This is a genomic window from Microcoleus sp. MON1_C1 (assembly GCF_036701945.1).
Taxonomy (GTDB): Bacteria; Cyanobacteriota; Cyanobacteriia; order Cyanobacteriales; family Microcoleaceae; genus Microcoleus.
The window spans coordinates 93,281-113,775 of record NZ_JAUBRO010000003.1 but is presented as its reverse complement, the minus strand read 5'-3'; the positions used below and the strand labels follow the sequence as shown (position 1 = coordinate 113,775).

General features: G+C 50.8%; 13 protein-coding genes. 4 read left to right on the top strand and 9 right to left on the bottom strand.

Annotation, left to right across the window (positions count from 1 at the left end; translation table 11 throughout):
- Positions 1 to 103: 103 nt before the first annotated feature.
- The 8 genes from QUA62_RS02685 to QUA62_RS02650 all read right to left on the bottom strand — a co-directional run bounded on the left by QUA62_RS02685 (position 104) and on the right by QUA62_RS02650 (position 7,687).
- The gene (locus QUA62_RS02685; protein WP_333402257.1) at positions 104 to 1,033 is read right to left on the bottom strand and encodes an NmrA family NAD(P)-binding protein; all 930 of its coding nucleotides are present in this window, start codon (positions 1,031 to 1,033) and stop codon (positions 104 to 106) included.
- A gap of 167 nt (positions 1,034 to 1,200) precedes the next feature.
- Positions 1,201 to 1,947: an NAD(P)-binding domain-containing protein gene (locus QUA62_RS02680; protein ID WP_333402256.1), complete on the bottom strand. Its 747-nt coding sequence runs from the start codon at positions 1,945 to 1,947 to the stop codon at positions 1,201 to 1,203.
- 222 nt (positions 1,948 to 2,169) lie between these two features.
- Positions 2,170 to 2,898: a nitroreductase gene (locus QUA62_RS02675; protein ID WP_333351224.1), complete on the bottom strand. Its 729-nt coding sequence runs from the start codon at positions 2,896 to 2,898 to the stop codon at positions 2,170 to 2,172.
- A 22-nt stretch (positions 2,899 to 2,920) separates the two neighbouring features.
- A complete protein-coding gene (locus tag QUA62_RS02670; RefSeq protein ID WP_333402255.1) occupies positions 2,921 to 3,397 on the bottom strand; it encodes a MarR family transcriptional regulator in 477 nt (158 codons plus the stop codon).
- Between the two features lie 46 nt (positions 3,398 to 3,443).
- Positions 3,444 to 3,614 carry a hypothetical protein gene (locus tag QUA62_RS02665; RefSeq protein WP_333402254.1) on the bottom strand — a complete coding sequence of 57 codons (171 nt, stop codon included), beginning with the start codon at positions 3,612 to 3,614 and terminating at the stop codon, positions 3,444 to 3,446.
- 13 nt (positions 3,615 to 3,627) lie between these two features.
- Positions 3,628 to 5,844 (bottom strand): xanthine dehydrogenase family protein molybdopterin-binding subunit, encoded by a 2,217-nt coding sequence (locus QUA62_RS02660; RefSeq protein ID WP_333402253.1) that lies wholly within the window; start codon positions 5,842 to 5,844, stop codon positions 3,628 to 3,630.
- Between the two features lie 18 nt (positions 5,845 to 5,862).
- The gene (locus tag QUA62_RS02655; RefSeq protein WP_333402252.1) at positions 5,863 to 6,855 is read right to left on the bottom strand and encodes a xanthine dehydrogenase family protein subunit M; all 993 of its coding nucleotides are present in this window, start codon (positions 6,853 to 6,855) and stop codon (positions 5,863 to 5,865) included.
- Complete coding sequence (locus QUA62_RS02650) at positions 6,842 to 7,687, bottom strand: 2Fe-2S iron-sulfur cluster-binding protein (RefSeq protein WP_333402251.1); 846 nt, start codon at positions 7,685 to 7,687, stop codon at positions 6,842 to 6,844. The genes QUA62_RS02655 and QUA62_RS02650 overlap by 14 nt, the downstream gene beginning before the upstream one ends.
- A gap of 511 nt (positions 7,688 to 8,198) precedes the next feature.
- Between QUA62_RS02650 and QUA62_RS02645 the strand changes: the two genes are divergently transcribed.
- Entirely contained in the window at positions 8,199 to 9,182 is a 984-nt protein-coding gene (locus tag QUA62_RS02645; protein WP_333402250.1) for an AraC family transcriptional regulator, read from the top strand.
- A 220-nt stretch (positions 9,183 to 9,402) separates the two neighbouring features.
- On the opposite strand, the gene QUA62_RS02640 is transcribed toward QUA62_RS02645, so the two are convergent.
- Positions 9,403 to 11,934, bottom strand: a complete 2,532-nt coding sequence (locus QUA62_RS02640; protein ID WP_333402249.1) for a vWA domain-containing protein — start codon at positions 11,932 to 11,934, stop codon at positions 9,403 to 9,405.
- Positions 11,935 to 12,146: 212 nt separating this feature from the next.
- Between QUA62_RS02640 and QUA62_RS02635 the strand changes: the two genes are divergently transcribed.
- From QUA62_RS02635 to QUA62_RS02625, 3 genes are all read left to right on the top strand, one after another.
- On the top strand, positions 12,147 to 13,133 hold the full coding sequence (locus QUA62_RS02635; RefSeq protein WP_333402248.1) for an AEC family transporter: 987 nt from the start codon (positions 12,147 to 12,149) through the stop codon (positions 13,131 to 13,133).
- Positions 13,134 to 13,302: 169 nt separating this feature from the next.
- Entirely contained in the window at positions 13,303 to 18,747 is a 5,445-nt protein-coding gene (locus QUA62_RS02630; protein WP_333402247.1) for an AAA family ATPase, read from the top strand.
- A 448-nt stretch (positions 18,748 to 19,195) separates the two neighbouring features.
- A partial coding sequence (locus tag QUA62_RS02625; protein ID WP_333402246.1) for a calcium-binding protein occupies positions 19,196 to 20,495 on the top strand: 1,300 nt, incomplete at its 3' end.

Below are 20,495 nucleotides of genomic sequence, written 5' to 3'. Positions count from 1 at the left end.
CGATTTCCTTGTATTGGGTAAGAGTCTCATTCCACTGCTGTACATCATTTGGGCCGGTCTTACCCGGAGTGAATTATACTCCCGCGCTAGTGATAAAAGAGGGTTATTCCGTGGGAGTTTCGTCGGCGCGCCGATCAACCAGATCGAGCAGCTGCGCCTTGTTCGCCCTTGCCCAGTCGCGCACGCTGGTGGCGGGCCGCCCGAGCAGGAAAGGCACGTCGTCCTTGACGGTGCCCATATAGCCCATCCGTCCATCGGCGAACTGTGTCAGAAGCTCGAACGAACTGCGGGCATACCAGTCCTCGACTTCCACCGTGCCTTGCTTGAACAGCGCCTCCATCTCCGACGCACCGAGCACGTTGCAGCGGATCTCACGGTCCAGCACTTCGCTGAGTGCGGTGGCCAGTTCCGTTCCCGTCATGGTTTCGGTGCTGAGATAATAGTCCTTCGCACCATGGCGCTCCGGACCGTCGCGCAAGACCTTGGCGGTCACTGCGGCCAAATCGTGAAGCGCGACGTAACCGACTCGGTTCTCGCCCCAGAAGGTCGAGAAGGTGCCGCCGATGGGCGGCGACATGCTAAGCATGTTTTCGAGAAACACATTCGGATGCAAGTGCGTCCAAGCGATGCCACTGGCCTCGATGTAGGCTTCGACCAGGGCGAACCAGCAATATTTCGAGTCGGTAGCGTCTTCCGCCGCGAAGACGCCCTGGTTGACGATGTGCTGCACGCCCGCCTTCTTCGCCGCGTCGACCACGGTCTTGGTCTGGTGGGTCATTGCGATGGTGTAGCCGGTGAGGATGTTCATGCGATCGACGCCACAAAGCGCCGGGCCGAAGGTTCGCGGATCGTCGAGGTCGAACAGGACGGCGTCGCGGCCTTCGCCGCGCAGACGCTCCAGATCCTTCTGCTTACGCACGCCGACGCGGATGCGGGCATTGCCGGGCGTGCGATCGAAATCCTCTAGGATTAGCCGGCCGGTCTGGCCGGTGACGCCCATAAGGAAGATGAGTGGGCTGTTGTCGGTCGCCATGATTGCTCTCGGGTTGTTTGTGTGGATGTCGAACGGGAAGAGGCGTGGCGCGGCTCAACGCATGATGCGATGATCATGTGACGAGCCATGTTACGTCTCACTGTTGTGGTCGGTCGGGACGATCGGCGTGACGGGCGGGGAAGTTGTTCTCCAGCCCATGACCGCCTTCACATGAACAGCGCGCGGGTCAGGCGCACGGCATAGTCAGAATCAGGGTTGGTAGTGCTATCACCCACCCGCTCCACGATCGCCTCGATCGCAAGCTCGCGGCGCCTGGGCAAGCGCTCACGTTCTGCCGAGGCGAGCGCGGCAGGCATCTCCTCGCGGCTGAGGTCTGTGCAGTAACAGGGCGAGCCGGGCTGCTGGCGCCAGGACTCGGCAAGCGTGCCTGAATAGACCGCGTCGAGACCGGTTTCGTCGACCAGCGTCATCGCCACGTCGCGCTCCCGGTCGCCATCGGCGGCGACGGGGATTGCGATGCGACCCGCTGCCCCTGCAGGCGCGCCCTTGTCGGCGAAGGATGCGGACGTGATCGCGTTCCATGCCTTGGCAATTGGGCGACCGATCTGCTCGGCGACCCACTCGCTCTCGGCCTGCCCGCCTTCGATCGCCGCAATTTCGCCGTCACGCTTGGGATAATAGTTGGACGTGTCGATGACCACCGTTTCGGCGGGCACGTCTGCGAACAGTGGTGCGATCCGGGGGATGGCGCCAAGCGGCGTGGACACGATCACCACATCAACCCGTGTGACCGCCTCCGCGGAGGTGACCGCACGGGCACCGTTCTTGAGGATGTCGACGTCGATTGTCTCGGGACCGCGCGAATTGGCGACCTTCACGTCGTGTCCGGCCGCGCTCAGTTTTGTCACCAGCGTCGTGCCGATATGGCCCGTGCCAAGAATGCCTATCTTCATAAAACGATTTCCTTGTACTGGGTAAGAGTCTCATTCCACTGCTGTACATCATTTGGGCCGGTCTTACCCCGAGTGATTCTCGAAGTAGGGGCGCGCGGCCTCGTCCGCCGGGCGCGCGGTAGCCACCAATCTGCCCGGCGTCAGCCTGCGCCAGCGTGGCTTTTACTTCTGGTCTGTGGGTTACATCTGTTAAATGACCAATCATCCCCATCCGAACATTTTTTAATGGTGAAAGGTCACGCTCTCTGAGACGGGAACGCGCCCCATCCGAACACTGTTGACTGGTGCTGTGAAGTCTGGATAGCCAAACGCAATGGCAAACATCAGCTTGAGTTCATCGGAGATACCCAAATATTCGCGGATGGTCTGTGCAAAAAAGCCAATGGCGGTCTGCGGAATACCTCCTAAACCGCGCGCCGTCAGAGACAACAAAAACGTCTGGCCATACATTCCAATGTCACCGCCAACGCGCACATTATCTCCAAAGGAAGGCATGAAGAGCAGAGCGACATGAGGTGCACCGTAGAAGGTGTAATTTTTTGCAGCGGCTTTATGACGCGCGATCTTGTCGCCCCGCGCCACACCCATCGCCTCATAAAAGGTTTTGCCGTGTTCAATTCGGCGTTCACTATAGGCGCCATAAAAGCACTCCATATCGAAGCTAAAATCCGGCGTGAAATTCTCCGCTTCGTTTTGCTCGGTTAGAATGCGGCCCAATTCTTTGATCTTTTCGCCCGAAACGATGTGTGTGTTCCACGGCTGCGTGTTGCAATTCGATGGAGAATATTGTGCATCTTCCAAGACTTGCAAAATTTGAGCGTTAGGGACGGGTGTTGGTAAAAATGAGCGGAATGAGCGGCGCGCTCGAACTGTCTCTTCAAAAGAGAGCGTTTGTGATGGTTCATTTTCTAATTCAATGAGACCGTTTGAAAGGTGTGTTGCGTTTGACATCGTGAAACCTCAAAAGATGGTGTCAGTTGGAAGGTGGTTCGTGGTCGAGAGCCTTGGCCGAACGGGGATGACCTAGCCCGTTCAAGGTGTCGCGAAGCTCGGCAAGGTCTTCATCGGAGAGACGGCAGGCCGTCTCGATCTTTTCAGGGATCGAGCACGCTGCCTCGCGGAGTGCCTCGCCCGCTTCTGTCAGATCGATAAGAACCCGACGTTCGTCCAGCAGGTCACGGGTGCGCGTCACCAACCCCGCGCTCTCAAGGCGCTTTAAGAGCGGCGTCAAGGTTCCGTTATCCATACCGAGTTCTTGCCCTACTTCCCCAACAGTGCGCGGGGTGCCCTCGTAGAGAGCGAGCATGACCAGAAACTGAGGATAGGTCAGGCCCAAAGGCTCAAGAAAGGGCCGATGAAGCCGAATGAAGCGGTTCGACGCACTATAGAGGGCAAACGAAAGCTGCCTCCCCACGCGTCGCCGTTCGTTGATGTTCGAGTTGTTATCCATTTAAAAATCCAGTCAATCACTATTATATAGCACACTACATAATAGTTCAATATCTATAATTAACTTTTTTCAGGACCAGTCTTGCACCCCTTCCCATGCGTTGCACCAAGGCGGCGGTACGAAGATTCTTCCACACTGCCCACCGTTGCCAGCGCGCACCGTTCCCCCTGAGGTTCGTGGAGGCGATCGCTGCGACTACCGCTGGCACTTCATTCATCCCAGGATCTCACTCAAAGCAGCTTGTCCGGCGTAATCGGCAGGTCCCTGATGCGTCTGCCCGTGGCATGAAAAACAGCGTTGGCGATCGCCGCCGGGATGCCGACCATGCCGAGTTCGCCCATGCCCTTGACACCGAGCGGATTGACGACTTTATCCTCCTCCTCAACGAATATAGTTTCGATCTCCAAGACATCGGCATTAACCGGCACGTGATAGTGCTGCAAATTCGGATTCATAATCCGCCCGTAACGGTGGTCGATTTCTGTCGCCTCTTGCAGCGCCATACCAATGCCCCAGACAACACCGCCGATTTCCTGACTGTGCGAGGCCTTCGGATTCATGATCTTGCCGCAAGCAGTCACTTCAACGGCGCGCGTAACGTGGACAGTCCCCACATCCGGATCGACCTTCACTTCAACGAACTGCGCGCCGTGCGCCAACGTCGCATACTTCTTGCGCTCCTCTGAGGGACGCGACTCGAATGTTTCCGTGATTTCGGTGAGATCATTACGCTTCATCACTGCGGAGATGTTGACGAAACGATCCGGGTCGCTTTTTAGTCGCAGTCGCCCGTCGAGCATCTCGACATCGGAGGAGGCTGCCCCCTTGAGCGGAGAATTCGGTTCCTGGTTCGCCAGCGCGAGCAACTTCGTGCCGATCGCCAGAGCCGCCCCGCACACGGCCGAGCCGACGCTCGCCGTCGTCCAAGAGCCCCCCTGCGACGGCGATCGAGGCAACTTCGTGTCGCCGAGTTCAAATTTCACCTGCTCCAACTTCAGCCCCAGATACTCGGCAGCGATCATGGTCATCACCGTGTAGGTGCCAGGTCCGATGTCGCTGGTCGCACTGGCGACTCGCGCCGTGCCGTCCGCCTGCAGCGTGACGAGGGCGGCAGCGGGCATCTGGAAAGCGCCCCAGACGCCGGTCGCCATTCCCCAACCGACGAGTAGGCGTCCGTCGCGCATCGATCGGGGCTCGAACTTGCGATTCTTCCAACCGAATTTTTCCGCGCCCAGCCGGTAGCACTCCCGCAACGCCTTACTCGAAAATGGCTTGCCGCTCTCGGGGTCGGTTTCGGCATAGTTGATCAGCCGAAGTTCGAGCGGGTCGATCCGCAGCGCGTAGGCCAGCTCGTCCATCGCGCATTCGAGCGCGAACATACCGCTAACGGCCCCCGGTGCGCGCATCCAGGTCGGGGTGGCGAGGTCCGTGTTGGTAATCTTCAGCGGCGCGTAGAGATTCGGGCACGCGTAGACTTGGCGCGTGAAACCCGTGGTGCCGTCTGAGAATTCCTCGAGGGTGGAGGTGTTGTGCACGGCTTCATGAATCATCGCGGAGAGCTTTCCCGATCGCTCCGCGCCGAGCGCGATCTTCTGAATCGTGTGCGGACGATAGCCGTGGCCAGTGAACATTTGCGTGCGCGTATAGACAACCTTGACCGGGCGCCTGAGTTCGCGGGCTGCCATCGCTGTCAGCGCCGGATAATAGTTCGGGCGCAGCGACGCTCCGAAAGCCCCGCCGACAAAGGGCGAGACGACGTTCACGTTTTCCTCGGGCAGGCCGAAGCTCGAAGCCAAATGTTCGCGGACGCCATAGACTTCCTGCGTCTTGTCGAAGATGGTGAGATTATCGCCTTGCCAGACCGCGATCGCCGCGTGCGGCTCCATGGGGTTGTGGTGCTCGATCGGGATGCGGTACTCGGCCTCTACCTTCACGGCCGCTGCGCGCATCGCCTCTTCGGGATTACCGCGCGGCTTCGGAGGCTGCCCTTTAGTGGGGACGCGCGCGCTCCCGCGCACCGCCTCAGTGTCGGTCGCGTGCTGCTGTGAGTTGTAGGAGACTTTAACCAGACGTGCCGCATAACGTGCCTGCTCGTATGTCTCGGCGACGACGAGTGCCACGGGCTGCATATTGAAGAAGATTTTGTCGGACTGGAGCGCCCGAAACGACTTGTCTTCCTCCTCGGTGGCGCGGGGCGGGGCCTGCTCCGTGGAAGACTTCGGACCAAGCTTCGGTGCGTTCAGGTGCGTGAAGACGCGAATTACGCCTGCGGCGCCTTCAGCCTCACGCGTGTCGATTGATTTAATCGTGCCCTTTGCTACGGTTCCCAGCACGATAAAACCGTAAGCGAGATTGGGAACCTGGAATTCCGCCGCGTATTTAGCCTGACCCGTAACTTTGGCTACGCCGTCCACGCGGCTCATTTCTTTTCCGATGTATCTTGCCATTTCGTTTATTCTCCCTAATTAGGCCGCACCGCTCGTCATCGCTTGCTGCAAAGCCAGAACAATGGCGCGTTTTCCGAGTTCGACTTTATAACCGTTATGTTCAAGCGGTTTCGCATCTTTGAGAGCCGCTTCGGCAGCAGCCTGAAAAGTTGTTTCCGTAGCAGGTTTTCCAATCAGAACTCTTTCCGCTTCGGGTGAACGCCAAGGTTTATGCGCGACGCTGCCCAAAACAACACGTGCCTGTTTGATGGTGTTGCCGCTTGTTTCTAAAGCAGCAGCCACGGCAAGCAGTGCAAAAGCATAGGAAGCGCGATCGCGAACTTTTAGGTAATAAGATTTGTTGGCGAAGTTATTCTTCGGCATTTCGATGGCGACGATCAATTCCCCATGCTGAAGATTGTTATCTTTTTCAGGCGTGTTTCCCGGCAAGCGATGAAAATCCTGGAGCGGGATTGTGCGTTCTTGCCCGTTCGTGCCGCGAATCCTCACTACTGCGTCCAGCGCATAAAGCGCATTCGCCATATCGCCCGGGTAAGTCGCCACGCATTTGTCGCTGTAGCCAAAAATGGCATGAATGCGATTAAGCCCCTCAAGCGCTCCGCATCCGCTGCCGGGATCGCGTTTGTTGCACGGCATAGCGATGTCGTAAAAATACTGGCAACGGGTGCGCTGCATTAAATTTCCCCCGTTAGTCGCCATATTGCGAAGCTGCGCGGAGGCGCCGGCTAAAATCGCCATTGACAGAAGCGGGTAATTTTGCCGGATGAGCGGATGGTTAGCCGTCTCGGTATTTTTGGCTAACGCGCCGATCGAAATTCCGTTCGAGGTCGATCGAATCTCCGCCAGATTCAAACCTGAGATGTCAACAAGTTCGCTGGGACGCTCGACGTATTCTTTCATCAAATCAATCAGATTTGTCCCGCCTGCGAGAAACTTTGCCGTTTGATTAGCGGAAACGGTGCCAACGGCGCTTGCCGCGTCGGTGGCGCTGGAATATTTAAACGGTTGCATCGGCTTTGCCCTCCTCGTTTAATGCAACGGCAATTTCTTCATCGCTCGCAAAATGCCAAGCCTGGGCTGTTTCGCGCCCGGACTGAACTTCTCTGACTGCAGCAACGATGCCCGGATACGCGCCGCAACGGCAAATGTTGCCGCTCATGCGTTCTCTGATTTCTTCATCAGAGAGTGTTAAATTCTGCGTGCTCGTCCGCAAATTGTTAGTGACGTGACTCGCGTCGCCGTTTTTGGCTTCCTGCAGAAGCGCCACCGCCGAACATATCTGCCCCGGCGTGCAGTAGCCGCACTGGAAGCCGTCGTGTTTGATGAACGCCGCCTGCATCGGATGAAGATTGTCGCCGTCAGCGAGCCCTTCGATGGTCGTCACCTCTTTCCCCTCGCAGCTAGCGGCAAGTGTCAGACAAGAAAGCACGCGGCGCCCGTCAACGATGACTGTACAAGCGCCGCACTGTCCTTGATCGCATCCTTTTTTGGTGCCGGTCAATCCAAGTCTTTCGCGCAGGGCGTCTAGCAGCGCCGTGCGCGAATCCACTTCCAGGCGTTGGGTCGAGCCGTTGATTTTCAAAAGAACCTTAACGGCGTTTTCAACCCCAGCGGTCTGGGCGAACACGGCGTCGGCCTCCGCGGCGAGCGTGGAAAAGGCCTCCTCTTTAGCCAGCAGGTGGAAGGCGAAGGTGCCGAGTAGGGCAGCCATGCTTTGCCCCAAGAATTTGCGGCGAGCTGCGCCGGTAATACCGAGTTGGTCGAGCAGTGTTTCTTCGTCCGCGCTGAGCTGCGAATCGCTCTCGGTTGAACTGAAATCTTTCCGTTCTTGATTATCGTCCATGATTCTCCTTGCAAAATTTTCAAACCACCCCTGGACAAGTGTTTGTTTTTCGCGCCGGCTCTTCTAACGCTCTGCACCCACCGCAGGCGCTTCTGCCCCTTCGATCGGGCGTCCTTTGTTCTCGAAACTCAAAAAACGCAGTCAATTAAGACGCTCGGCCCTAGGGGAACGGCTTGTTAGATTTCTCCTTCAAGCCTCATGCCTTTAGGCTGAGGTTCCTGACCGTCTGAATTCCTTTGGCTACCCCAATTGTAGAGATCGAGCACGCGAGCGCCTGCTCTATCAATCGGGATGATTTTTTTAAGAAGCAAGGTTCGCCTTGATGGCCTTTTGGTTGTCAGTCGGCGAATCTGTTGCCCAATCAAAACTGAGTTTACTGTTGTATAAAAATCCAGAATGCTTATAAGAAGCCGAAATGGTTTTTCATTGCTTTAGCTTAATTCTAAGAATCCTCAAGGGCAAGCAATAGAACGATCGTCTAAAATTGTTGTACAATCCTGCAAACTTAGAAATGAACGCTGCCAAACTGAGTGAAAAGCCCGATATGGAGTTAATGAACGACCCGCAGGCAAAGCGCGAGGCAGATAGAGCGCAAGCCCACAGAGACGAACTGACCGAGCGGATTGCACGGGCGATTCGTCATGATGGGACGATTGAGCCGCTCCAAGGATTGCACTTCTACCGCTCCTCCTCACCTTCGGAATGCGTTCATAGTGTCTCGATTCCTTCCTTTTGTGTCATTGCTCAGGGCAGCAAAGAAGTGCTGCTAGGCAGCGATCGCTACCAGTACGATCCGATGCACTATCTATTAGGGACGGTCGAACTACCGATTGCCAGCCGAATTCTAGAAGCAACCCAGGAAAAACCGTACCTGGGGCTTCGTCTGGATCTCGACCCCACCCTGGTTGGCTCAGTCATGGTTGAGGCAGGCTATCCCTCAGCTCAAAGGGAGGCTAGTGTCAAAGCGATCGATGTCAGTCCACTGGATACCAATCTGCTAGACGCTACGGTGCGATTCGTCAGGTTGCTCGATTCCCCGGTGGAAGCTCATGTGCTTGCACCCCTGATTAAGCGAGAAATCATTTATCGACTGCTGATGGGATCGCAAGGCGATCGGCTGCGTCAAATTGCCGTTCTGGGTGGCTCTACCCACCAAATTGCTAGAGCCGTCGATCGACTTCGTAAAGACTTTAACCAGCCGCTTCGGATTGAAAGCATCGCACGAGAGCTGGGAATGAGTGTATCGAGCTTCCACCATCACTTCAAGTCTGTCACTGCCATGAGTCCTTTGCAGTTCCAGAAGCAACTGCGGCTCCAGGAAGCTCGCCGTCTGATGCTGGGTCAAAACCTTGACGCTACCAGTGCTGCTTACCGTGTCGGTTATGACGATTCCTCGCACTTCAACCGAGAGTACAAGCGGCTCTTTGGTATACCACCGATGCGCGATATGGAGCGGCTGCGAGAAGCTGCTAGGCAGATTGCGAGTTCAAAATGATCTCCTCAATATGCCCTAATCTTGCCAGAAATCGCTAAAACGCAGTTATAGTTCCCGCAATCATATAGATAGAAAATCCTCTTGCGATCGCTCTGTTAATAATTTCCACAAACTGATGCAGTAAAGCAGTTAACTCTCAGCAAACTCTCCGGCGTGGACTCGATCGCGCTTTAAATAAAAATATTTAACCAAGGTGGGCAAATAATGCCCACCCTAATTCCTACTTCCCTACGGTGAAATACTCATTCTTAGCATACACGCTAATAATGCAGTCGCCGACTTCAAAAAACATCCCCTCTTGCTCATCTTTAGAAAATTGCAAGTTGCCGTATTTAGAATTAATTTCCTCAGCAGTTGCCGCTTTTGCCTCCATTTCATCCGGGATAAGTCCGGTAGAACCGATATAGAAAACCAGCGGTGAAACTTTTTCCCTGTACACTTTTTCGGCATAAGCTTCCAGTCGCTCATTCGCATTAGCTAAAGCAGCGACAAATTCGTCTCGCTTGACATCTTCTCCCTGCCATTTCGCTTGCAAAAGGCGCAGCAAACTATCTGCACCAACTTTGGCTAAAGTAGCGCTAACAATTCCGTTATCCTCCAACCCCAAAAACTCATCGAAAATCAGTTTCATCAAGTCGTCAACTTTGGTGATTTTTGTTCGGGATGACAGCGTTTTGTGTGCGAAGACAACAGGCTCATCTAAGGTGATGTCAAATGTCGGTTTGGCTAGCTTTTCGCCCGTGTTTTTGTGGTAAACTTCATAAAGGCGATCGAGAAATTTGTTGGCCGAGTGCAATTTGCCGAAGTTGAGGATGTTTTTGCTGCCGATGTCGATTTTGTAGCTGACTCGCGAATCTACTGAACCGTTGGCGATCGCACTTTTTAAATCTGTGTATTCCGTCGTCGTCGGAAAATTGATGTAAAGGCTTTTTGACAGATAATGCTGTTTCAATTCTTCCAATTGTTCCGCAGTGTAAGCCTCGGATTCCTCCTTCAAATGAGCCGAGAGAATGCTAGAGAGAATTTTGATTTCTGCGAGTTCCTCAAACACTCCGTCAAGGCTGCCGTAACGCCCGTCAAAAGGCACGAGGGGCAAAGTCTCTAACTTAATATCGTACTCTGAACGGAAGTCAAATTCTTGCACAGGCGAACCGTCTTTTTCAAGGACACCGCATTTCTTGAGCAAATCAAACACTGGTTTGCTGCTGATTTTGGTTCGCAGCGACTTGATATTAACTTCGCCGTCGCTGACAATGGTATAATTGTTGAAAGTATTGAGGTCTGTAACTAGAATTCCCGCCACTTCTGCGATTAAAGTTTCATCCTCAACTTTTACCAGCTTAGCTTTTCGGGTAATCAGCATATTGATGGTAGCGGTATTTTGATTGATGGCAAATGAACCCATTTGCACGTATTCGCCACCATCTAAGAATTCAGTTTTCAGCCAAGGCTTGACAAGGTTGCCGTTTTCGTCTCGCTTTCCTTCAATTCGCTTCAAACCTTTTCGCTGATAATTTTCTTGCAAGTGTTTCAAGTTGATGATGATGCTGTTGCTGTTTTCCTCCAATATCTTGATTAACTCCAGCAGGGAAATTTTCTCGCTGACTTTTACCCGATCGCCAATTTCATGATTTTTCACCACATCAGGCGCAAAAACAGCCTCTTCCAAATCTTCCGTAAACTCGGCTATTTGGGCATTTGTCAAAGCTTTAGCGTGTTTTTCCGTCAAAGTAGCGTCGAAGGTGCTCGCCAGCGCATACTTAGCCGTATTTAAATTGCCGTCAGCGAGGTTAGCTTTCGCAAAAGCCAACACCGACTCATCAGTTTGAGCAACGGGAACATCTAGTTTGTCATACTCATCTTTGGCGATTTTCTGATATTTGTAAAACAGTCCCCGATCGTCTGCTTTCAGCCCGCAGATTTTCAGCGTGCTCGATGAACCGTTGATTTTCTTGCCGCTTTTGGAAACAAAAACTTGATAATCATATTCCTTAATTAACGGTTCTTCCAGCGCAGGTGCAACGGAACTGCCTAACAGTTTTGTGCTGTCGTAAAGAGCATCATAAACCATTTTGACTTCGCCAGCGCGGATGCAATTTCCAGATAATGTGTTGGCGATTTTGGAGAGAAGTTTGAAGTCAGCATAGGCATAGGATATCGTGTTGGCAAACACATCCATGTCTTTGAGTTCTTCGCAAATTTCCCCTAGTTTGGCAGCTTCCGAATTGGCACTGGGGTCATTTGCATAGCCGTCTGTGTGCAAATTGATCGCTGTCATTTCTCCCGCTTTAACCAGAGATTTAGCGAGTTGCATCGACTGCGATATGCAGGTACAGCCCGCCGTGTGGATTTTTTGAATTTCTTTGATGTATTGAGAGTCAAACTTCAGCACTTCTTGAATGGGAATTCGCTGGAAATGACAAATTACGTCCCCATTGCTAGCATAGGAAATCAGGCTGACAATTAGCTGGTAATTGTTGTATTCGTCTAAGGTCAAAAGCTTGATTAGGGTTTCTTTCAGCGGTTCTAAGTCATAATACATTGAGCCGGAACGGTCGATGATGATGATGCTGTGAGCGACGGATTTTTCTGGGATATCACCGGGCTTTCTTTCTAAATTAATGCGATCGACTAGATAGAATGCCTTTGCGTTTCCGGCAAAATTGTAGAGGGTAAATTTGGTGCGAGTATTGGAGGCTGCTTGGCTGCTGGAACTTTTGACTTGAGACGATTGTTTTGCTTGCCGTGCCATAGTTTTAACCTATGTTGATTTATTCCTCAACTTCATCATTACACGCGCTTCTGTGGATGTCAAGGCCTGTATGGAAAATTATCTGCGAGGCGGAATAAGCATTAATATTTAGCGCTGCGGTGCCAGGGAAAACTGCGGCGGTAGGGTAAATGTGGGCTTTTTTGGCAAAAGTAGTGGATATGCGTAAATATTTAGTAAATATTTAGTCAATCATGCTTCATTTAGAAAATCCGCTGCTCAAACTTTATCTAAATCTGATCGGATGGGTGGCGTTGGGATTTTTTCTCGGCCGCCTGCTACCAAGAAGCTATTCTACATATTTAGCCAAGTTTCTTTTCTTCTTTGGCACGCCATTGAGCATTGTTGCTTTTATCCGCAGCGCCAATTTGTCGGGCGCTATTTGGATGGCGCCGCTGATAGCTTGGGCGGCCATTCTAGCAGGTGGAGGACTCGCTGGGATTTTGATAAATTTCGGTGTCGGCCAGGAACGTTTCAAGAATCTTAATCCGATCGCCCACAATAGCCCGGAACACACCAGCGCTTGGAGTTTGCCCACTCAAGGCAGCTTCTTATTGGCAACGATGGTGGGTAATACGGGTTTTTTAGGCATTCCCGTCACCTTGTCCTTATTAGGCGCGGAACACTTTGCCTGGGCGTTGTTTTACGACTTGCTAGGCACTACCATGGGAATCAATATACTGGGAGTTGCTATTGCTTCTCACTGCGGTAAAAGCGATCGGCGTCAGAGTTGGTTAAGTCCCCTGCGGGCAATTTTTCAGAATCCGGGACTGTGGGCTTTTGGTCTAGGATTTGTATCGCGCAGCTTGCCGCTGTCGGCACAAATCGCAGAATTGTTAACAACAGGCGCTTGGACTGTAATTACTTTAGCTTTAATTACGATTGGGATGCAGTTGAGCAAGTTGAATTCCTTGCACAACCTCAAACCAGTTTTGGCTTCTCTGGCGATTAAAATGCTGTTAATTCCCTTGGTAATTGGCACGGGATTAACGTTTTTTGGCATCGCGGGCGCGCCGCGACTTGTGCTAGTGCTACAAATGGCAATGCCTCCTGCTTTTGGTACTACTTTGCTGGCAGAAGCTTTCAATCTCGATCGCGAATTAGCCGTAACTGCGATCGGCCTCGGCTGCGTTAGTTTATTATTCACTATTCCAATATGGATGAGGCTATTTAATTTTTAATAAAAATAGGAATTGCCCAGTTTTTAAACTACCTTACTTCAGTGATCCCCATCACCAACATTGAGCGATATATGTCATATTGATTTAAAATAACAATTACGAGACTGGGAAAGTGTATTGGCTTCTGCTAATGGGGAAATAGCCCGCGGAGGACGGGAAGAATAAAAGTATGGCAAGTATAAATTTTACATTGACAGGTTATCAAATTCTCGATCGCATTTACTCAGGAACTCGCACCCTAGTTTATCGAGCTTTCCGCAGGGGTGACAAACAGCCCGTCGCCATCAAAGTCTTGCGGACTCAGTATCCCACCTTCAGCGAACTGGTGCAATTTCGCAATCAGTACACGATCGCCAAAAACCTCAACTTGCCCGGGATCATCGAAACCTACAGTTTGGAACCCTACCAAAACAGCTATGCACTGGTAATGGAAGACTTTGGGGGGATTTCTCTGAAAGAATGGAGGGAACAAGGGGAAACTCGGCCGACTCTCATGGAGTTTTTGCAAGTGGCGATCGACCTGAGCAATACATTAGATATACTCTATCGCCACCGGATAATTCACAAAGACATTAAACCAGCCAATATTTTAATTAATTCCCAAACAAAACAAGTTAAACTTATTGACTTTAGTATTGCATCTTTGCTGCCAAGGGAAACTCAAATCCTGATGAATCCTAACGTGCTGGAAGGGACACTCGGCTATTTGTCTCCCGAACAAACCGGAAGGATGAATCGCGGCATTGACTACCGCACAGACTTTTACTCTTTGGGCGTGACTTTTTACGAATTGCTGGCGGGACAATTGCCGTTTCAATCCAACGATGTAATGGAATTGGTACACTGTCATATTGCTAAGCAACCACCGTCACTGCATGAAATTAATCCTGAAATCCCACCCGTAATCTCGGAGATTGTCAGCAAATTAATGGCAAAGAATGCCGAAGACCGCTATCAGAGTGCGTTGGGACTGAAATTCGATTTAGAATTTTGTTTGAAGCAACTTGAAGAAAACGGTAGGATAGAGAGTTTTACGATCGCGCAGAGGGATGTGGGCGATCGCTTCCTCATACCCGAAAAACTCTACGGCCGCGAAACCGAAGTTGCCGAATTACTCTCCGCATTCGATCGAGTATCAGGTTTTTCCCAGCAGCCATCAGAACAGGGTGGAGGCTGTGAGTTAATGTTAGTCGCGGGTTTTTCTGGGATTGGGAAAACTGCAATTGTCAATGAAGTTCACAAACCAATTGCCCGCCAGCGCGGCTATTTCATCAAAGGCAAATTCGACCAATTTAACCGCAACATTCCTTTCTCAGCTTTTGTCCAAGCATTTCGAGATTTAATGGGACAATTGTTGACCGCCAGTGACCAGCAGTTGAAAAATTGGCAAACTCAAATATTGCAAGCAGTGGGCGATAACGGACAAGTCATTATTGAAGTAATCCCCGAACTAGAAAGAATTATTGGGCCACAACCGCCCGCACTCGAATTATCAGGAACTGCAGCCCAAAATCGGTTTGATTTGCTCTTTCAAAATTTTATTCGCGTGTTCACCAAACCAGAACATCCCCTGGTGATGTTTTTGGATGACTTGCAGTGGGCTGATTCCGCCTCGCTGCGGTTAATGCAACTGCTGGTTACCGAGTCAGCAAGCGGCTATTTATTAGTAATTGGTGCCTACCGAGATAATGAAGTATTTGCAGCACATCCGTTGATGCTGACACTGGATGCAATGGCAAAAGCTGGGGCGACGGTGAATACTCTGACGCTGGAACCGTTGAGTTCACAAAGTCTAAATCATTTGGTTGCTGATACGCTCAATTGCGATCGATCTTGGGCAACACCTTTGGCTGATTTGGCGGCACAAAAAACCCAAGGAAATCCCTTTTTTGCAACGCAGTTTCTCAAAGCACTGCATCAGGATGGGCTGATTGAGTTTGACCGGGTTGCTGGTTATTGGCAGTGCGATATTGTGCGAGTTCGGGAGGCAGCGCTGACGGATGATGTGGTCGAGTTTATGGCGTTGCAGTTGCAAAAATTGCCGCCAGGGACTCAGAATGTGTTGAAGTTGGCTGCTTGTGTTGGCAATCAGTTTGATTTGGGGACTTTGGCAGTTGTCTCCCAGCAATTGGAAACGGAAACGGCGGCGGATTTGTGGAAGGCTTTGCAAGAGGGGTTAATCCTGCCTGAAAGTGAAGTATACAAGTTTTATATGGGGCGAGAAAGACGGGAGGAGGCAGAAAATTCGCAGGTGGTGAATTACAAGTTTTTGCACGATCGCGTTCAGCAAGCCGCCTATTCTTTAATTCCCGAACAAGAGCGATCGCGCGTTCACTATCAGATTGGACAATTGCTGATCCAGCAAATTTCACCTGCAGCTATAGAAGAGCAAATTTTTTCAGTCGTCAATCAGTTGAATTATGGTATTGCGCTGATTGAAGACCAAACAGAACGCGACCATCTGGCACAACTCAACCTCACGGCTTGCCGCAAAGCCAGAGGCGCTACTGCTTATCAAGCTGCTCGCGAGTATGCTGCGATCGGGCTAAATTTGCTGGGAGAGAGCGCTTGGCAACGACAGTACGAGATGACCTTGAACTTGCACGAAATAGCCGCAGAAGTGGCTTCACTCTGTGGGGATTTTGACGAGATGGATCGGTGGATTGACACTGTGATTCATCATGCCAGAACTCCCCTAGAGCGAGTCAGCGTTTACACCGTCAAAATTCAGGCTTTATCGTCCCAGAACAAGTTTTTAGAAGCAATTGCTATCGGTTTGTTGAGTCTCAAAGAATTAGGAGTTGAATTGCCCGATAGCCCTACATCAGAAGATATTCAGCAAGCAGTGCAGGAAATTAAGAGCTCGATCGGCGATCGACCCATTGAAGAGTTATTCGATCTGCCAGCGATGGTGGATGCCCAAAAGCTGGCTGCGATGCAAGTGGCGGCAAGTATGGTGTCAGCTTGTTATCTGGTTGGTTCGTCTTTGTTTCCACTGGTGACTGCCTTACAGGTAAATTTATCTATCCAATATGGCAACAGTCGTACTTCAGCTTATAGCTATAGTTTTTATGGGGGGATTCTCAACAACTTTCTACAAGATGTGACGGTAGCCGATCAATTTGGCCGATTAGCTTATCGTCTTGCCAGTGGGGCGGATGCCAAAAATATTCGCTCTGCAACTTGTGTTGTGATCGCAGCCATGTTGTACCATCGCAAATCGCATTTGCGGGAGACCCTCCCCATTTTTCAGGCAGGCTATCAAGCCGGATTAGAAACAGGCAATCTAGAGTTTGTCGGGCATAATGGCCATGGATTTTGTCTAAATTCCTACTGGTGCGGTCAACCTTTGGCAGAACTTGAGCCCCAAATTCGGGCATACCGTCAGCAATTACTCGACCTCAACCAACTAACGACGGCAAATTATTGTTCGATTTATTGGGAAACAACGCTGTTTTTATTGGGTAATCCAAACAAGTTTGAGATTTCCTTTGAAGAGGAACGCTATGAGGAGAAGCTGGTTTCTCAGTCGCTTGCCTCTAACGATTTGTACCGACTCTACACCTTCTATCTGTACAGGACGACGTTGAGATTCCTGCTGGAAGACATTGCTGGGGCCTGGGCAGATGTCGATCGAGCAAGACAGTATATAGCGGGAGGCCTAGGACTTACTTCCGAAGCTGTTTTATATTTCTATGACTCACTCATAGCCCTTGCCACTCCTGAGTCCGAGACTCAGTTAGAAACGCAGGGGCAACGAGTTCAGGAAAATCAAAGGAAGTTGCAGCATTGGGCACAACACGCCCCCATGAATTATTTGCATAAGTGGCAGTTGGTAGAAGCAGAGAAATACCGAGTTGCCAGACAGAGGGCAGAAGCTATTGAAATGTACGATCGCGCTATTTCTGGAGCGAAAGAAAACGAATACATCCAAGAAGAAGCCCTCGCTAACGAACTAGCAGCTAAATTCTACCTCGACTGGGGCAAAGAAAAAGTGGCGCAAGCTTATATGCAAGAAGCCTACTACTGTTATGCTCGCTGGGGTGCGAAAGCCAAAATCGATGACTTACAAAAACGCTATCCCCAACTTCTTGCTCCCATATTGCAGGCAATAGAAAATCGTTTTGGAATCAGCGAAACTCGCCTCCACACAATCAATAAATCGTCAATTTTACATCAAACCTTCCACACAAGTCTCTCTAGCAGCCGCAGTATTCCTGAAGCCCTCGATTTCGCAGCTATTCTCAAAGCCTCCCAGGCTCTATCGAGTGAAATCCAATTAGAAAAATTACTGGCTGCACTGATGTCTGTGGTGATGGAAAATGCCGGGGCAACCAAAGCAGTTCTGCTGTTGGTTAAGGATGGGAATCTCGCCATCGAAGCTGTAGCTTCCTTCCATCAAGATGTCATCTCAATGTCTGTACCGCTGTCACCTAGCGACGAGGTTCCCGCTGCTGTGCTTAACTATGTTAAGCGGACTTGGAAAACTGTGGTTTTGGATAATGCAGCAGTACAAAACGATTTTATTGCCGATCCGTATTTGATGCAGAAAAAGCCAAAAAGTGTGCTGTGCACGTCGATTTTAAATCAGGGTAAATTAATCGGGTTGCTATATCTGGAAAATAACTTGACAGTTGCTGCATTTACAGACGATCGCACTGAAGTCATCCAACTTTTGTGCGTCCAAGCCGCTATCTCTCTAGAAAATGCCCGCTTGTACCGACAATCTCAAGCTTATGCAAAAGAATTAGAGCGATCGCTCCTTGATTTGCAGCAAGCACAGTTACAGATCGTGCAAAGCGAAAAAATGTCCGCCTTGGGCAATCTCGTCACAGGAATAGCCCACGAAATCAATAATCCTGTCGGCTTTATTAACGGCAATATTGAGGAAGCAACGACTACGATCAAAGATCTGATTGGGCACTTAAAATTATATCAAGAAAAACTTCCCGATCCCGGCGACGAAATTGAAGAAGATGCTGAGGATATTGATTTAGAGTATGCCTTAGAAGATTTGCCAAAGATGCTGTTGTCAATGAAAGTGGGATGCGATCGCATTCGCGGCATTAGCACCAGCCTCCGCACCTTCTCCAGGGCCGATAAAGACTACAAAGTTCCCTTTAATATCCATGAGGGCATTGACAGCACCATCTTAATTTTGAAACATCGGCTGAAAGCTAACGAACACCATCCTGCGATCGAAGTCGTCACAGACTACGGCAATCTCCCCCCCATCGAATGTTTTCCCGGTCAACTGAACCAAGTCTTTATGAACCTGCTTGCTAACGCGATCGATGCCCTAGAAGAATCACACCAAGGACGCAGTTTGGAGGCAATTAAAGCCAATCCACACTGTATCACAGTTCGTACCAGTCAGTGGGGCGATCGGCACATCAAAATTCAGATTGCCGATAACGGTGCGGGCATGACAGAATCAGTGAAACAGCGGATTTTTGACCATCTGTTCACAACGAAGGCAGTAGGAAAAGGCACGGGGTTAGGATTGGCGATCGCCCGCCAGATAGTAGTCGAAACCCACGGCGGAACAATTAATGTGAATTCTACTTTGGGGGGAGGAACTGAATTTGAGATAGTGTTACCTGTTACCGAATAAAACTACAAGACATTCTCGATCATTTTAGATTTTAGATTTTAGATTTTAGATTGAAGAATTGGGAAGGACAGATGACCTAATGATTTGGAACACGGGCCTACAGTTGCATTTTTTTTAGTGGTATCTGAAGTAAAAGTTTGAGGCGGAGCAAGAAGGAAAAAGGTTATTCATTTTTCATTCTTCCTCATTTCGTTTGTCGAGTTTGACTTTCTTGAGTGCGATCGACTAATTTCTATTTGAAAAAATCCAGAATAACTAAATTAGATTGCCGATCGGGCATTATACCAGCCCCGATCGCAACTGCGGACACGAGCAAAACTTCCAGCGCCCCTTCGTCAGATTGCCAAAATCTCAATTATGCTAACCTAGGCAAGCAGCAATCCCTTGTCACGAAGGCGATTAACATAATTTCAAACAATTTATTTTATTGAGGACCGGTGTATCCCGTATGGCAAACCTGATCGGCACAGACAGCAACGACTTTATTCTAGGAACTCCGCTGGGCGATCGAATTCGCGGTTTAGATGGCGATGACACGCCCCTGGGTGCGGGAGGAGATGACACCCTAGAGGGCGACGGCGGCAACGACCAGCTTCTTGGAGCTGACGGAGCAGATTCGTTGCTTGGCGGTGAAGGAAATGACGAACTCATTGGCAACCAAGGCCGCGATTTTGCTTCCGGCGGGAACGGCGACGACTCGATTCGCGGCGGTTTGGGCAACGACATCCTCGAAGGCAACGACGGGATAGACAGCGTGGTGGGAGATGCTGGGGACGACTTAGTTTTTGGCAACGGAGGCTTTGATGTGATTGCCGGCGGTACTGGCAACGACACGCTCACAGGGAATGACGGCGACGATTCCGTGTTCGGGAATGCTGATGACGACTTTCTCTACGGGGATTTTGGGAACGATTCTTTCAACGGCGGTAGTGGCAGGGATCAAATGTTGGGCGGTGGCGGCAACGATTACTTTAGCGCCAGCGACGGCGACGACACTTTGTACGGCAATGCCGACAACGATTCGCTCTTCGGAGAGGCTGGTAATGACCAGATATTCGGTGGGAAGGCTGACGATACAGCTTTTGGCGGCAGCGGTTCCGATACCCTTCGCGGCGATGAAGCCGACGACTCGGTACTGGGAGATGAAGGTAATGACTTCCTGTTTGGCGGCAAAGGTAATGATGGTATCGACGGCGGTTTTGGCGATGACTCCTTGGCCGGAGGTATCGGCGACGATACAATTTTGGGCAGTTTCGGCAATGACAATTTATTTGGGGCAGAGGGTAATGATTCTCTGATCGGAGGTGAGGGTTCGGATACTCTGATTGGCGGCAGCGGCAGCGATGTCTTTGGATTGGGAGCCGGGCCTGGCAGTTTGGCTTTAATTACTGATTACAATGACACAGAGGATTTCTTTGGACTGCCGAGCAATTTATCTTTCGCTCAACTGCAAGTTCGCCAAGGTAACGGTGCAAATGTCAGGGATACAGTAATTACGACGCAAGATGGCAAGCTTTTAGCAATTTTGATAGACACTCCGGCGGCGCTGATCGAGGCGAATGATTTTATCGCTGTGACTGGGACGGGTACCCCCAGACCAACCACCATTACAACTACAACTACAACTACAGTTACCAGCACAACTACAGATCCAACTCAACCTGCAACTGCAACTACAGAGTCAAGTTCAACTGCAACTACAGAGTCAAGTTCAACTACAGATTCAATTCCAACTCTTCCTCCTACTC